The following is a 14,568-nucleotide window of genomic DNA, read 5'->3' as shown; positions in this document are numbered from 1 at the left end:
ACCGCACAATAATGGCTCGATTATTCTAACGAATCTTAGTTTATTGTGCTACAAGTGAGGCAATATAAATATTTCCCTTTTGGATCATTCATTTTATTTAATAACCCAATCTGTTTTCTCACTTCACGATATTCTACTGGGAGTGCAATACTTTCTAACAATGTATTCCCTACCCATGCTTGTATTTTTCGTTTAAGGGTTGGCAACAAATCACTCAAGAAATTCTGTTCGTCTTCAACCATCCATTGAAGGGCAAAATAATCGACTTTCTCTTTTTCATCGAGTAATTGATTAGCGAGCTCCGAAGCTTTCTCTACGGCAAGATTAAAGTGACCGAGTTCATCCACAAGATTGTGTTTAACCGCCTCTTCGCCTAACCAAATTTTACCCTGTGCTACTTTATCGACTTCTTCCACTGTCATGCCTCGACCACGGCTAACAACGGATAAGAATTTATCATATCCACTTTCAATTTCCAGTTGAAGAATATCTGACATTTCACTGGATAATCCACTAAAACGAGAGCTTGAACTCAGTGCTGAGGTTGATACGCCATCTGCCGAAATGCCCACTTTCTTAAGTGTTTTTTCAAATGTTGGGAACAGCGCAAAAATACCAATCGATCCTGTAATCGTATTTTTATCTGCGATAATATAATCTGCGGTACTAGAAATCCAATAGCCTCCAGAGGCCGCCATCGCCCCCATAGAAACAACAACTGGTTTTCCGAGCGCTTGTAAATTATCTACTTCTTGACGAATTATTTCAGAAGCAAAAGCACTGCCACCCGGACTGTTGACTCGAAGAATCACCGCTTTTACATTGTCATCATCGTGCGCTTGGCGTAAAAGGCGTGCAATCGTATCTCCTCCCACTTCATGCTCATCACTTTCACCATCAATAATGGCACCTTCAACATTGACAACGGCAATTTTATATTGTCCTTCTTCAGAAAGTCGATCTGGTAACAAGGACAAATAATCCTCATAATCAATTAAGCGTATATTATCGTTTTTGTCTTGTCCAAAACGTTCCAATAATTTTTCATCTATTTCTAAACGATTGGCTAAACCTGTCACCAACTGACGTTGCTGTGTATATGCCGTACTGTCTCCTTTTAACATTTTTAAGGCTTGTATGTATTTTGAAGACGCAGGTAACACATCATCTGGATCAATTTGACGGTTTTTTGCCACAATTTGCTTATAATTATGCCACATTGCCCCGAGCCACTCGCTCAGATCAGTCTTCGCTTCTGGCGACATATTATCGCGTAGAAACGGCTCAACAGCGGATTTATAGGTGCCGACTCTAAAAATATGCGCTGTGACATCTAAGTTTTCTAGCATTGATTTAAAATACAGATTTTCTTGACGTAATCCCGTAATATCCACCTGACCAATTGGGTTGATATAAATTTCATCTGCATAACTCGCCAATAAATATTGTGATTGTCCTAGGTTATCCGCAAAGGCAATGACCGGTTTTTGACTTTCTTTAAAGGCATTGATGGTCTGACCAACGTATTCTAATGCAGGTAAATCTGCGCCCTCAAAGAAATTCAGATCTAACACTAGTCCACTAATACGATCATCCTTTTTCGCATGATCAATCATATACACAATATCAAAAGTAGAAATTTGGCGTGGCACATGTTGATTATCTAATTCTTTCAATGCTTTCTGCCAAGACATACTCTCTTCACGATTATCCGCAAGATAGCCATCTAAATTTAACAATAAGGCATATTTTTCATTCTCTAACATCATAGGGTGTTGTATTTTATTTGAATGAAAAAAGATCCCAACGACTGCCGCGACAAGAAGTACAAAAAATAAAAAAACAATATTCATGACGAGCTCACGAATAAAATTTAAAATACGCCAGCATAAACGGAAAAACTGTACAATTAATTGCATAAAACCTCATCAAATAAACAGAATAAAGGAATTTTGCTAACATACCACAAACTCCGATAGCAATAAACGCTCATCGTAAAATATGCTAAAATCTACCGCACTTTACTCACTGAGGAAAATTTCATGGATGCATTACAATTACTGACAACACGACGTTCAGAAAAGAAACTGACTGCGCCGGCACCGGATAAAGCACAGTTAGACGTCATTTTTCAAGCTGCATTAAATGTGCCTGATCACGGTCGTTTATCCCCTTATCGCTTTATTGTGATGGAAGGTGAAGGGTTAAATAAACTTGAAATATTATTAAAAGAAACGGTGCAAGAATTTGAATTAGGCGAAGAATTTCTCAAAAAAGCAGAAAATTTGGCAAGCCGTGCCCCTATGGTGATTGCGGTGATTGCGAAAATCAATAAAGCGTTGCCTAAAGTCCCTGCTTGGGAACAAATGTTAAGTGCAGGTTGTGCTACTTATGCAATTCAATTGGCGGCTAACGCACAAGGCTTCGCAAATGTATGGATTACGGGAAAATGGGTGAACGGCAGTAAATTGCGTCATGCCTTTGATTGTGCAGAACACGATAAAGTGATTGCCTTATTAATGCTAGGCAGTGCGGAAGAAAAAATGGATAGGGAAAAGAAATCACAAGATCTTTCTCAGTTTGTATCTTATCTGTAACAAGACAATAAACCGCTATACGGCAACGCAAATGCCCATAGCGGTTAAACCCTAACGCACATAGTGTAAATAAACGAAAATGCAGTGCTTAATTAAAATCTGACACCCGTACCAATCCCTACGCCAACACCGACACCACTACTGCCACCACCCGCATTGACACTCCCGCCTACCGCACAACCCGATACGATCAAGCTCATCAAAATAAAGATAACGTATTTTTTCATCCTATTTTCCCTCTTTTAATGAAGATGACATATTTTCAAATAAACGATAAATAGCAATCAGATCCGTTTTTGCGATCGGTTTGAATGGTAACAAAATGTAATAAATAAAGCGATATTTTCGTAATGTTCTTAATACGCCATGCCAAACTTGAGGATCGCCCATATCTGCATAAGTATGAATGAGACATTGAATCTCCTCATCTGAAATGACTTTCGCACGGCATAAGCCATATAAGAACATCATCACATCTTTGGTTTTTCTCCATAACAAATCCTGCTCAACAGGATAAGCTTCCAAATCAATAAAAGTCACTTTTCCCTCTTGCCAAGTCATATCTCGCAACACGGGTCTGCCATGAACTAACCCTGTTTGATGTAATTGAATGAGGGCGTGTAGGCAATCAAATAAAATCTGTAATTTAAGCTTCTGAGATAGGCTGCTATCTTCCTGCCAAGCAATGGCTGTACGCCCAACATCATCTACGACAAAAAAGTGTTTACCATATGCGAGTAATTGAGGGACTGGCGCCTGACGCGAGGCAAAATACGTTAAGGTTTGGATTTCTTTTTGTAAGGCAATCTGAGGATTCGGTTTTAACAGTTTCCAAATACCTCGAAGCTGTTCTGGTTGTTTTAACCAATATTGTTTGCCTTGATATTGGAAATGATAAATACGTTTATGTTTATTGTTTTCCACTAATTGTGCTATATATTCTTCAAACGAAGTATGCGCAAATTCCATTTAAAACGTTTCCTTTATTCAAAAAAATAAAGTGTGGCTACATCACCACACTTTATTCATCGCATCACTCAATGATTACTTTTTCATTAAGCTAAGCTTACTGACTTTATCACCTGATAGTTGGCAATCCATATTGTAATATTGATTACCATTTAAACGCACGGTGGCTTTAATTTGATTTTCTGTGACGACAGCATTTTCTGGGCTACGAAAAACGCGGTTGGTTTGTGCAACTTGTTGGATTTTCGCAATGCAAAGATAATTCACCTTGGCATCACTGCCCGTTTTCACGCGTCCAGCGCTGGCATCTGCTTTATTATAACCGAATAATTTTTGTAATTGGCTCGCTTTATGCCATAACGCTTTGCTGTCTGCTGGATTTGCATGCTGTTTTTTGCCATTTGCATCAATGGCGGCGATAACATCACCACTTTGGTTAAACTGATAAACGCCCGTTTTATCTTGTACAAAACTCACTTTACCTGCTTGATAGAAAAACTTTGCCAATTGACCGTTTTTTTGCACTTTGATCAATTCTGGCTGCGTGCTTAAATAAGCAATATAGTGATCCTGATTATGAATATATTCAAATGGTTTTAAAGCTGTCGCTTTTTGTTCTAAGCTTGCTAAATCAACGCCTAAGGCTTGAGTGACGGTTTGCGCAGAAACAACCGTAGCTCCTTGAGATGTGGTTTGAGGTAAATGACTACAGGCAGATAAGGAGATGGCAGTCATAAATAAAATAGATTTTGATGTATATTGGCGCATAAAGTTTCCTTAAAATAAGACATAAACCTTGCTATTCTAACGAATAATCACCTATTTTTGAATAAAATTTCAACGTATCGTAGCAAAATAAACAATTCCGTTGAATCACATAAAAAATAACGAGATGTTTCCACCTCGCTATCTCGCCATATTTATTTGCTCAAAAACAACGCAGCGGCCCCTCGTACACCACCAGAATCACCATATTTCGCTTTTTTAATTAGTGGCACATTCGCACTGCGTAATAAACGTGCAGGTAGGGCTTTAGGTAAGGCTTCATATAAATAATCAAAATTAGATAATCCACCGCCTAAAACAATCACGTGAGGATCTAATACTGTAATCAAATTTCCTATTGAAATGGCACAAAGCTCAATAAAAAGCTCAACAAATTTGACCGCACTTTGGTCACCGGCATAAAAACGTTGAATAATCGCTTGCGCACTTAACGCTTCACCTTGCATATCACGATACAACATTTCAAAGCCTCTGCCTGATAAATACGTATCTAAACAAGCACGATTACCACAACCACAATCATAAATCGGTGCGTTATCCCCGCCCAACAATCTTAACGCATGGTAATTTAATTGTGTATGTCCGACTTCACCCGCCATCCCTGTTTGACCAGAATGTACCTTACCATTAAAAATCAGACCGCCCCCAAATCCAGTCCCGAGAATTAGCCCTAGCACGCTTGGATATTGGGCATTTTCTTCATCCCAAGCTTCTGATAACGCAAAACAATTCGCGTCATTTTCAGCACGAACTTCACGCCCTAATCGCGTTTCAAGATCTTGAATAATCGGTTTATGATCTGCCGCACGAATATTCACTATTTCCGCAATACCTGTGGCTGGATTAACAAAACCGGGAATACCTAATCCTACAGTGCCTTGACACTGAAACATCTCATCTGCTTTATGGACTAAACGCACAATTGTGTTTAACCATTCCTCATAACTTTCTTTAGGGGTTTCTACTCTTTCTGAATATTGTTTTTCTAACTGATCATTAAATACGGCAAGTTCAATTTTTGTTCCGCCAATATCAAATCCATATCGCATGTTCACCTCACTTAAAAAAATAATTTTAATTCTAGCAATGATTTCACGTCTATTTCTTGATAAATATCGATTTTTTTTGCAAAAACGTAAAAATTCCCCAGTGTACAAAAAATGCAATTAACGTGCTGATAAATAAATCTATCGGATAATGCATTCCGAAACGTAAACGACTAATCAGCATAAATACAGCCCACAGTGAAGTGAAACTCACAAGTACTTTTGCCGTTAATGAACGTACACTTAATAAGTGTACAAAACCGACCACTAACATCAACCAAGTTGCCGCAAAAATCGTATGTCCAGAGGGAAATGCATAGCCCACTTCTTTTTCATAATGGTTCTTTAACCAGTTTGGTGTATCCGATTTTGTTTGATAAAACTGATCAATAAAATGCGATCGTTGTTTACGCTCTTGTGCATAAAATTGTTCAACACTGATGCCACTCGCTTCTGCGACATAAACAATATAAGGACGCGGCTCCGAAAAAAGCGTTTTTAATCCGCTTTTGATACCTTGCGTAAGGATGACGGAAAATGCCATGACAAGCACACCTAATACCCACTGTTTTCGCGTCTGGAATAAGGGAATAAAAAGTAAGGCAAAAATCCCACACGTAATAATCGCATAAGGCACACTCCCACTTTCTGTTAAGAAATAAAGTGGATAGTCGTAATTTGTCATCACATCATCGCTACGCCATTGCCATGTAAAAATCCAAGCAAAAAGAGGGACAACACAAAGCAATAAGGTATATAATGATAATCTTTTTAACATATTCGCAACCATAAAATGAATCATCTGAAAGAGCGATATTCTATCAGATAACGCATAAAAGAATAAGGATTGATTATGGCAAAAATTCAACGCGTTACCGAGGCTAATTTGCCAACGGAATTTGGCATGTTTAGAATTGTCGGTTTTGAATTTCCAGACACTAAAAAAGAACATGTGGCATTAGTATTGGGAGAGGTAGAAAACACCGACGAGCCAATTTTAGCCCGCATCCATTCTGAATGCTTAACGGGCGATGCCCTTTACAGCTTAAAATGCGATTGTGGCTTTCAACTGGCCGCTGCCTTACGTCAAATTAGCCAAGAAGGTCGTGGTGTATTAATTTATCACCGCGAGGAAGGACGTGGTATCGGTTTAATTAATAAAATCCGCGCCTATTCCCTTCAAGACAAAGGCATGGATACGATTGAAGCAAATCTTGCATTAGGCTTTGCGGCAGATGAACGAAATTTTGAAGTGTGTGCCGATATTTTTGCGTTGTTAGGCATTAATAAAGTGCGCTTATTAACCAATAACCCAAACAAAATTGACACCATGAAAAAGGCAGGGATCAATATTGTAGAACGTGTCGCATTAAATGTAGGCGAAAACCGCTATAACACGGAATATTTAGACACAAAAGCCAAAAAAATGGGGCATTTTATTATTCATAATCAGCAAAAATACCCACTTGAGTGCCCTTATTGCTCAGAAGAAGTTCCTGTGCAAGAGAAATAAACGCAATGCCCCACTCAATCTGTGGGGCATGTGCAATCAATAGAGCGCATATTATTTATGCTCACTGACCTTACGGTATAAATCTTTGCTATACATCGTTCCTGTAGGGTTATCAAGACGATAGCCTGTCACTGTTGGATGGATAAAAATGGGGGTTGTATATTGGAAAATGGGTAACACGACATAATCTTGCTGTAATTGAGTAGTAATTTTGCTGTATAAATGTTTTCGCTCTGTTTCTGTTTGAGGTAAAAGCGTTTGTTCTAATAATTTATCCACTTCCGCATGATGATAACCGGCTTGATTATCGGCAGCTTGTGAATAAAAAATATTTAAAAAGGCTGAAGGCTCATTGTAATCTGCACACCAACCGGAACGTATCACTTCAAAATCACGTTTCGCCCGTTTTTCCAATAACTGTTGCCAAGCAACTGGCTGTGCCTTCACTCTGATCATATCTGATTGTGACCACATACGAATTAAGCGTTGCGCGATCTCTACATTCGGTGGCTGTTGATCATACGTCAGGGTAAATTGCAAAGGTTTACTTTCTGTAATCCCTTGTTGCTCCAATACTTGTTCGACCACGACAGGTTCCCAAGCCAAATCAGAATCCATTTGCATCGAATAAGGTAAAAACTGGGTTGTCGCTTGCATGTAAGGCACCACATCCTGCACAATACTCCGAGTTGAAATCATCGAAATTAATGCTTTTCGCACCGCACTTTTTTGTAATAATGGATGCTTAAGATTAAATTCATAATAATGCGTACAAAGTGTCGGGAAATATTGAAGTGGTGTAAGTGTATGTTGTGGTGCTAACACCCAATCTATATTTGACACCGGTTGCGATGCACTAATTTTTTGATAATCCACAAACTTAAACGACACTTTTTGATGCGCCCAATAATGAGGATTTTTTTCTAAATGAATGAAATCATCCTGTTGATTCACTAACCGATAAGCACCATTACTCACAAATTGCGCACTTTCTTTCTGATAAGTTGGTAATAACGCGACATGAGCCAACATTGCTGGTAGTGCTGGCGTCGGTTTATCTAACTGAATACGTAGCACACGATGCTCTATTGCTTCAATGCCCAAGTCTGCAACCGGCATGCTACCTTTTAAAACAGCGTCTGCATTGGCTAAATTTAGAAAAGCTAAATAAGTTTTCAGTGGACTGGTAGAGCTGGCTAGATTTTGCCAACTGTGTACAAAATCCTGTGCTGTTACCGCGTCACCATTCGACCATTGTGCTCCCTCACGTAAAATGAAAAACCAGGTTTTATAGTCTTCTGACTGCCAACTTTCCGCCACCGCCGGCACAGGATGACCCGCCGTGTCATAGGCGGTCAAACCTTCCAGTAAATCTTGCAAAAAAATAGCTTGTTCTGCATTCGTCATTTGATGAGGATTGAGGATCAAATCATGATAAACCGCACGCGTTAATTTTTCGCGACTCGGTGTCATGTCTGATACTGGGGGAGCAGAAAGGGAAGAAGACACAGAGGTCGGTTGATCACAAGCTGTGAGGCAAAAAATTAGCCCCGAAAAGACCGCACTTTTTAAGTGTGTCATCATATTTGTCTTGTAACGAGAAAAAGATGCATCGCTAAACATAAAACATATTGTTTTTCCTGAAAAATGATGTTCATTATACAAACAATGCTTAGCGAATACCAATTATTGCTTTACTGTTTTAATCCAAAAGAAAAAGAACCAATATTTGGTCAAGAGAACTAGCACAATAATCGTCCGCCCGACGACACTTGGGGTAAAATAAAATCCAATCGATAACATAGTCGTTGCGAATAATAAAATCCAAAACTTAGATTTTTGTGTTAAGGCACGCTCTTCTTTAAAAGATTTTAAGTGCTTGTTATACCATGGTGTTTGCAAAAACCAATGGTGTAATCGATCAGACCCTTTTGCAAAAAAGAATAATGTAAGTAACAAGAAAGGCGTTGCGGGCAGAAGAGGAAGAATAATTCCCACAATACCTAATCCGAGAAAAATAAACCCTAATAAAATATAAATTGCCTTCATAACCACCCTTTTGAATAAAAACAATTCTCAATTATCTACAATTTTTTCGCTTTTTCAAGCTTGATATTATAAAATTTTGCCCAATGTAGTAAAAACTTATCATCGTTTAAGGAAATTATTTATGTCCAATCCTTTACTTAGCTTTGAAGGGCTCCCCCCTTTTTCACAAATAAAACCAGAACACGTGCAACCTGCCGTCGAAAATTTGATTCAAGCTTGCCGTGACAATATTGAACAATTACTCAAACAAGAACAATTCACATGGGATAATTTTATTTTACCTTTAACTGAAATGGGTGACCGCTTCAGTAAAGCCTGGTCTCCTGTTTCCCATCTCAATGCCGTCAAAAACAGTCCTGAACTCCGTGCAGCATATCAAGCGTGTTTGCCTTTGTTGTCGGAATACAGCACTTGGGTAGGTCAACATAAAGGGTTATATCAGGCTTATGAAAAACTTAAAAATAGTCCTGAGTTTGCGCATTACGATTTAGCACAACAAAAAACTATTGATAATGCCCTACGTGATTTCAAATTATCTGGTATTTCTTTATCGACAGAGAAACAAAAACGTTATGGTGAAATCTCTGCACGCTTATCTGAATTAAGTGCGCAATTTAGTAATAATGTCCTTGATGCCACAATGGGCTGGGATAAAGTGATTGAAAATCTCGAGGAATTAAAAGGATTACCCGAATCAGCTTTAGCAGCAGCCAAACAATCTGCTGAGAATAAAGGGCTAGAAGGCTATCGTTTCACATTAGAAATCCCAAGTTATTTACCTGTCATGACCTATTGTGAAAATCGTGCATTGCGTGAAGAAATGTATCGTGCTTTTGTTACACGCGCTTCCGACCAAGGTCCAAATGCAGAAAAATGGGATAACAGCGCTATTATGCAAGAAATTCTCAACTTACGTGTAGAGCTTGCCCACCTTCTTGATTTTAACTGTTATACCGAGCTTTCCCTTGCAACCAAAATGGCGGAAAAACCACAACAGGTGTTAGATTTCTTAGACAGCCTGGCAAAACGTTCAAAAACACAAGGTGAGAAAGAATTAGCCGAGTTACTTGATTTCTGCCAAACACAATTTGGCGTAAATGAGCTTGAAGCTTGGGATATTGCTTTTTACAGCGAAAAGCAAAAACAATACCTTTATTCAATCAATGATGAAGAATTACGCCCTTACTTCCCTGAAAATCGTGTATTAGCCGGTTTATTTGAGTTAATTCAACGCATTTTTAATATTCGTACCGTTGAACGCTTTGGAATTGATACTTGGCATAACGATGTGCGTTTTTTTGATCTTATTGATGAAAACGATAACCTACGTGGCAGTTTCTACCTTGATTTATATGCACGTGAGAATAAACGTGGCGGTGCCTGGATGGATGATTGTATCGGACGTCGCAAAAAAGCAAATGGCGAAATCCAAAAACCGGTTGCCTATCTCACCTGTAATTTTAACGCCCCTGTAGGAGATAAACCGGCTTTATTTACTCATGATGAAGTCACCACATTATTCCATGAGTTTGGTCATGGTATTCACCATATGCTGACTGAAATTGATGTTGCTGATGTTGCAGGAATCAGTGGCGTACCTTGGGATGCGGTGGAATTACCAAGCCAGTTTTTAGAAAATTGGTGCTGGGAAGCCGACGCGCTCGACTTTATCTCTGGTCACTATGAAACCGGTGAACCACTACCAAAAGAAAAATTAGCACAGCTCTTAAAAGCGAAAAATTTCCAAGCTGCGATGTTTGTCTTGCGTCAATTAGAATTTGGTTTATTTGATTTCCGTTTACATCATCATTTTGATCCAACCAAAGCAAATCAAATCCTCGATACCTTAAAAGCGGTTAAAGAGGAAGTGGCTGTGATTAAAGGCGTAGAATGGGCAAGAGCCCCGCACAGTTTTAGCCATATTTTTGCAGGTGGGTATGCCGCAGGTTATTACAGTTATTTATGGGCAGAAGTGCTTTCAGCTGATGCCTTTTCACGCTTTGAAGAAGAAGGTATTTTTAATCCAGAAACGGGGAAATCTTTCTTAGCTGAAATCTTAAGCCGAGGAGGAAGTGAAGAGCCTATGACCTTATTTAAGCGTTTCCGTGGACGTGAGCCACAATTAGATGCCCTTTTAAGACATAAAGGCATTGCGAATTAATATCTTTCCAATAAAAAATACCGCACCATCTAAAGTGCGGTATTTTTTTATCAAATTAGGTTAATTCAACCAGCCTGCTTGTTGAGCAATAAACAGCAACGTAAATGAAGTTAAATACATTAAGCCAATTAAGGATAACCACAATAACTTCCCTTTAACACGATGCTCACCTTTTAATACCAATGATAAATTTAAATATGCAAATACGGGGGTTGAAACAAAAGACGCAATCATCGCAAATTTCAACATTGGACCTACCGCATTATTAAAATAGAAAATAATGGCTAGTCCCGCTAAAGCAGCAAAGGTAATAGCAACATTTAAATAACTCGGACGGCTTTCTTTCTTGCCTAAAATTAAACGTAAGCTTTCAACATTGGTGCGTGAATAACCATCGATAACCGTGATCGTTGTACCAAACATACACATAAAAGCAATGAACGCAATCAGACCTCTTGCCCATTCACCGATCGTTGAAGCATACATATTAATTAATTGTGCGATGTATTTGCCACCTACCAATTGAACAGTTTCACTTGAGCCATGCTGAACTAACGCCCCTAATGCTAAGAAAACAAGCGCTAAAATGGCGGTACCAATATATCCTACGTTAAAATCCCAAATACCGTCTTGATAAGACACTTTCGATACACGGCGTTTTGCAATCACCCACATTGAATTGATGGCTGAAATTTCAATCGGTGCCGGCATCCACCCCATTAACGCCACAATAAAGCCCAATGCGGCTAAATTCCAAGGGCTGGCACTGACATAATCTGCGGGGGCAACACCTTGAATGCCATTACGTGCTAATGCAATTATCACGGCACTCACTGTCGTGATTGTCAACGCAATCATGATCAATTTAGATAAGCCATCAAGTAAACGGTATTTACCTAATAACAGGATAGAGGTGCTCACCCCGATCACAATAAAACTTAATGTGGGTACAGGCACTTGAACAGGTAAGACGAAGGTCAAAATCGCCGCACAAAGCAAACCCACCGCTGCGGTGTTAATCACTGTGGCAAACACATTAAGTAAAAAGAAGATCCAAATGTATAGCTTGCCTTTTCTTAAATAACCTTGCAATAAGGTTTCCCCCGAATCTAGCGTGTATTGCACGCCAAAGCGGAAGAAAGGATATTTGAATAAATTCGCTAAAATAATAATGATGGCCAATTGCCAGCCATAAATCGCACCAGACTGGGTAGATGCAATAATATGCGATCCACCAACGGCAGCTGACGCTATTAAAATCCCCGGACCTAAAGCGGCAAATTTAGAATGCCATGTTGATTTTTCTATTTGTTGTGTTAATTCTGTCATACGATATTCCAAAAAAGAGTTTTTGATTGTCATTGTGAATTTTCACAATGTTTTAACAATATCGCCGATTTATTTATACTAGTCAACCGGACAAAAATAATACAAAAATAGTATTTTATTCTGAAATAAACTAGGGTTTTAGTAAAAGCTACTGGTATGAAAAAGAAAAGTATAAGAAATACTCTATTTCTAGAAAGGAAAATAACGATAAAATAAATTTGAAAAAATAATAAAAATTTTAAAGTAAAAATAAAATAATCGTAAAACGAAGTAAGTGAAATCAAAATTGAGAAAAGTGATGGCTGGGGTACTAGGATTCGAACCTAGGAATGCCGAGATCAAAACCCGGTGCCTTACCGCTTGGCGATACCCCAATTTAAATATCTTGATATGAAGAGGGTGGAGATTGTTTGATAGTATGGCTGGGGTACTAGGATTCGAACCTAGGAATGCCGAGATCAAAACCCGGTGCCTTACCGCTTGGCGATACCCCAACAACTATATTGACTTGCAAGCTAATGAATGGTGCGGGACGAGGGACTTGAACCCACACACCTCGCGGCGCCAGAACCTAAATCTGGTGCGTCTACCAATTTCGCCAGTCCCGCAAATATGGTGGCTATGACGGGATTCGAACCTGTGACCCCAACATTATGAGTGTTGTGCTCTAACCAACTGAGCTACATAGCCATTTTCTATTTGCATTCACCTCATCGGCTTTGCGGGGCTAATTATGCTGATATCGCCCCCACTCGTCAACTCTTTTTTTTATAAAAATGAAATTTTTAACGCGTTCGCATACAGTTTGAACAAATCGCTGTAAAAGCAACCGCACTTTAGTCTGCCAGCAAACGACGTAGCAAGCTCCCATCTAATAACGCACGTTTAATTAACGCAAATGCCCCAATGACATCTTCATTCTTCAGTTCTGATGCAACTAATGGCGTATTCTTGACAAAAGCAGGCAACGCATGGCTATCTAAAGAACGTTGTATTGCCGCAAACAAGATATTTTTGGCTTGGGTAATTTCACCAGAAATCACGATCTTCTCGGGATTAAACATATTCACACTCATCGCCAACACTCGTCCAATTTGCACCCCAACGTGTTCAATCAGTTCAATCGCTGCCGTATCCTGTTTGTTACTCGCCTTACAAATCGCATCAATATCGTGCGATTCAAGCGATAGCCATTTGCTCTCGTAGCCATCTTCTAACAGATCGTGCATTTTGCGTTCAATCGCTGTATTACTCACGACAGTTTCCAAACATCCTACATTGCCACACAAACAACGTTTTCCCAGCGGATCAACTTGAATATGCCCAATCTCACCGACATTATTTTTATAACCTAAAAAAACCTCATGATTTATCACAATGCCAGCGCCAACACCACGATGAATACGTAATAACAAAGAATCATAACAATCTTGCGTCACACCAAAATAATGCTCTGCTAAGGCTAAACTGCGCACATCATGTCCAATAAAAGTGGCTAATTGCGTATGTTGTGAAATTTTATTCGCCAGATCCCAAGGCGCTTCTAAATCAAGATGTGGCATGTATTCAATCATGTCTGTTTTCACATCGACAAATCCCGGCACCGTGATCCCCACAGCGATAAACTCACTGCCTCGCTTCTGATGCTGTGCAATAAATGCCGTCAAATGTTGTAGAAGAAAAGCCTCTATACTCGTAACACTTTGCTGTTCTGGTAAATCCACCACATCTCTTTTTAATAACTTCGTGGATAAATCCATGATAGCAAAAGTCGCATGTTTACGACCTAAACGAATCAAAATCGTGCGGAAAGCTTTATGTTCCGCCACAATTGAAGTGGCACGACGTCCACCAGTAGATTCCTGTTGCTCCACTTCTTTAATTAACCCTCGAGCAAGCAGATGACGTGTAATTTTAGTGACACTCGCTGGGGCTAATTGGCTGAGTTCTGAAATTTGAATACGAGAAATGGGACCTTGTTGATCGATCAGTTTATAAACAACAGCGCTATTCATTTGTTTTACTAAATCAACATTTGCTATTTGGTGATTTTCTCGCATATTTTACCCCAATAAAAAAATAACCTGATTATTCTAAAGTGAATTGACTGAATTAGAA

At 39.1% G+C, this 14,568-nt stretch carries 13 protein-coding genes and 4 tRNA genes; 3 read left to right on the top strand and 14 right to left on the bottom strand.

The window, feature by feature from the left end:
- Positions 1 to 35: 35 nt before the first annotated feature.
- Positions 36 to 1,919, bottom strand: coding sequence for a signal peptide peptidase SppA (gene sppA / locus KPF51_RS03905; RefSeq protein WP_005756725.1), 1,884 nt, complete (start codon positions 1,917 to 1,919; stop codon positions 36 to 38).
- A 123-nt stretch (positions 1,920 to 2,042) separates the two neighbouring features.
- Between sppA and KPF51_RS03900 the strand changes: the two genes are divergently transcribed.
- Positions 2,043 to 2,597, top strand: coding sequence for an NAD(P)H nitroreductase (locus KPF51_RS03900; protein ID WP_005751507.1), 555 nt, complete (start codon positions 2,043 to 2,045; stop codon positions 2,595 to 2,597).
- Positions 2,598 to 2,689: 92 nt separating this feature from the next.
- Here KPF51_RS03900 and KPF51_RS10870 read toward each other — a convergent pair whose 3' ends face one another.
- From KPF51_RS10870 to KPF51_RS03880, 5 genes are all read right to left on the bottom strand, one after another.
- Positions 2,690 to 2,824, bottom strand: coding sequence for a hypothetical protein (locus KPF51_RS10870; protein WP_005726557.1), 135 nt, complete (start codon positions 2,822 to 2,824; stop codon positions 2,690 to 2,692).
- Between the two features lies 1 nt (position 2,825).
- Positions 2,826 to 3,566, bottom strand: a complete 741-nt coding sequence (locus KPF51_RS03895; RefSeq protein ID WP_061406113.1) for an RIO1 family regulatory kinase/ATPase — start codon at positions 3,564 to 3,566, stop codon at positions 2,826 to 2,828.
- Between the two features lie 75 nt (positions 3,567 to 3,641).
- Positions 3,642 to 4,334 (bottom strand): hypothetical protein, encoded by a 693-nt coding sequence (locus KPF51_RS03890; protein WP_061406114.1) that lies wholly within the window; start codon positions 4,332 to 4,334, stop codon positions 3,642 to 3,644.
- Between the two features lie 152 nt (positions 4,335 to 4,486).
- The gene (gene nagK / locus KPF51_RS03885; RefSeq protein WP_005726560.1) at positions 4,487 to 5,401 is read right to left on the bottom strand and encodes an N-acetylglucosamine kinase; all 915 of its coding nucleotides are present in this window, start codon (positions 5,399 to 5,401) and stop codon (positions 4,487 to 4,489) included.
- A 49-nt stretch (positions 5,402 to 5,450) separates the two neighbouring features.
- The gene (locus KPF51_RS03880; RefSeq protein WP_014391121.1) at positions 5,451 to 6,188 is read right to left on the bottom strand and encodes a phosphatase PAP2 family protein; all 738 of its coding nucleotides are present in this window, start codon (positions 6,186 to 6,188) and stop codon (positions 5,451 to 5,453) included.
- A gap of 63 nt (positions 6,189 to 6,251) precedes the next feature.
- Here KPF51_RS03880 and ribA point away from each other — a divergent pair, with 63 nt between their 5' ends.
- A complete protein-coding gene (ribA, locus tag KPF51_RS03875) occupies positions 6,252 to 6,911 on the top strand; it encodes a GTP cyclohydrolase II (RefSeq protein ID WP_005716111.1) in 660 nt (219 codons plus the stop codon).
- Positions 6,912 to 6,962: 51 nt separating this feature from the next.
- Here ribA and KPF51_RS03870 read toward each other — a convergent pair whose 3' ends face one another.
- Both KPF51_RS03870 and KPF51_RS03865 read right to left on the bottom strand, forming a co-directional pair.
- Positions 6,963 to 8,534, bottom strand: coding sequence for a peptide ABC transporter substrate-binding protein (locus KPF51_RS03870; protein WP_042742886.1), 1,572 nt, complete (start codon positions 8,532 to 8,534; stop codon positions 6,963 to 6,965).
- Between the two features lie 63 nt (positions 8,535 to 8,597).
- Complete coding sequence (locus tag KPF51_RS03865) at positions 8,598 to 8,960, bottom strand: YbaN family protein (protein ID WP_005751513.1); 363 nt, start codon at positions 8,958 to 8,960, stop codon at positions 8,598 to 8,600.
- Positions 8,961 to 9,081: 121 nt separating this feature from the next.
- Between KPF51_RS03865 and prlC the strand changes: the two genes are divergently transcribed.
- On the top strand, positions 9,082 to 11,121 hold the full coding sequence (gene prlC / locus KPF51_RS03860) for an oligopeptidase A (protein ID WP_061406115.1): 2,040 nt from the start codon (positions 9,082 to 9,084) through the stop codon (positions 11,119 to 11,121).
- Positions 11,122 to 11,181: 60 nt separating this feature from the next.
- Here prlC and KPF51_RS03855 read toward each other — a convergent pair whose 3' ends face one another.
- The 6 genes from KPF51_RS03855 to KPF51_RS03830 form a co-directional block, all read right to left on the bottom strand.
- Positions 11,182 to 12,450: an NRAMP family divalent metal transporter gene (locus KPF51_RS03855; RefSeq protein ID WP_211599578.1), complete on the bottom strand. Its 1,269-nt coding sequence runs from the start codon at positions 12,448 to 12,450 to the stop codon at positions 11,182 to 11,184.
- Positions 12,451 to 12,749: 299 nt separating this feature from the next.
- Positions 12,750 to 12,824 (bottom strand) — tRNA-Gln (locus KPF51_RS03850).
- 45 nt (positions 12,825 to 12,869) lie between these two features.
- Positions 12,870 to 12,944: transfer RNA gene (locus tag KPF51_RS03845), tRNA-Gln, on the bottom strand.
- A 29-nt stretch (positions 12,945 to 12,973) separates the two neighbouring features.
- Positions 12,974 to 13,058 (bottom strand) — tRNA-Leu (locus KPF51_RS03840).
- Between the two features lie 5 nt (positions 13,059 to 13,063).
- Positions 13,064 to 13,140 (bottom strand) — tRNA-Met (locus KPF51_RS03835).
- Positions 13,141 to 13,286: 146 nt separating this feature from the next.
- Positions 13,287 to 14,510: an ROK family transcriptional regulator gene (locus KPF51_RS03830; protein WP_005726574.1), complete on the bottom strand. Its 1,224-nt coding sequence runs from the start codon at positions 14,508 to 14,510 to the stop codon at positions 13,287 to 13,289.
- Positions 14,511 to 14,568 lie beyond the last annotated feature (58 nt).

The organism is Pasteurella sp. XG20 (genome assembly GCF_018968665.1).
GTDB classification, from domain to species: domain Bacteria; phylum Pseudomonadota; class Gammaproteobacteria; order Enterobacterales; family Pasteurellaceae; genus Pasteurella; species Pasteurella multocida.
Note: the sequence above shows the minus strand (reverse complement) of the source record. Positions and strands in the feature narration are given on the sequence as shown.

What these genes read in the sequence shown, in the direction of transcription:
- sppA (WP_005756725.1), bottom strand. Translation starts at nt 1,919, where the DNA reads ATGCAATTAATTGTACAGTTTTTCCGTTTATGCTGGCGTATTTTAAAT.
- KPF51_RS03900 (WP_005751507.1), top strand. Translation starts at nt 2,043, where the DNA reads ATGGATGCATTACAATTACTGACAACACGACGTTCAGAAAAGAAACTG.
- KPF51_RS10870 (WP_005726557.1), bottom strand. Translation starts at nt 2,824, where the DNA reads ATGAAAAAATACGTTATCTTTATTTTGATGAGCTTGATCGTATCGGGT.
- KPF51_RS03895 (WP_061406113.1), bottom strand. Translation starts at nt 3,566, where the DNA reads ATGGAATTTGCGCATACTTCGTTTGAAGAATATATAGCACAATTAGTG.
- KPF51_RS03890 (WP_061406114.1), bottom strand. Translation starts at nt 4,334, where the DNA reads ATGCGCCAATATACATCAAAATCTATTTTATTTATGACTGCCATCTCC.
- nagK (WP_005726560.1), bottom strand. Translation starts at nt 5,401, where the DNA reads ATGCGATATGGATTTGATATTGGCGGAACAAAAATTGAACTTGCCGTA.
- KPF51_RS03880 (WP_014391121.1), bottom strand. Translation starts at nt 6,188, where the DNA reads ATGGTTGCGAATATGTTAAAAAGATTATCATTATATACCTTATTGCTT.
- ribA (WP_005716111.1), top strand. Translation starts at nt 6,252, where the DNA reads ATGGCAAAAATTCAACGCGTTACCGAGGCTAATTTGCCAACGGAATTT.
- KPF51_RS03870 (WP_042742886.1), bottom strand. Translation starts at nt 8,534, where the DNA reads ATGTTTAGCGATGCATCTTTTTCTCGTTACAAGACAAATATGATGACA.
- KPF51_RS03865 (WP_005751513.1), bottom strand. Translation starts at nt 8,960, where the DNA reads ATGAAGGCAATTTATATTTTATTAGGGTTTATTTTTCTCGGATTAGGT.
- prlC (WP_061406115.1), top strand. Translation starts at nt 9,082, where the DNA reads ATGTCCAATCCTTTACTTAGCTTTGAAGGGCTCCCCCCTTTTTCACAA.
- KPF51_RS03855 (WP_211599578.1), bottom strand. Translation starts at nt 12,450, where the DNA reads ATGACAGAATTAACACAACAAATAGAAAAATCAACATGGCATTCTAAA.
- KPF51_RS03830 (WP_005726574.1), bottom strand. Translation starts at nt 14,510, where the DNA reads ATGCGAGAAAATCACCAAATAGCAAATGTTGATTTAGTAAAACAAATG.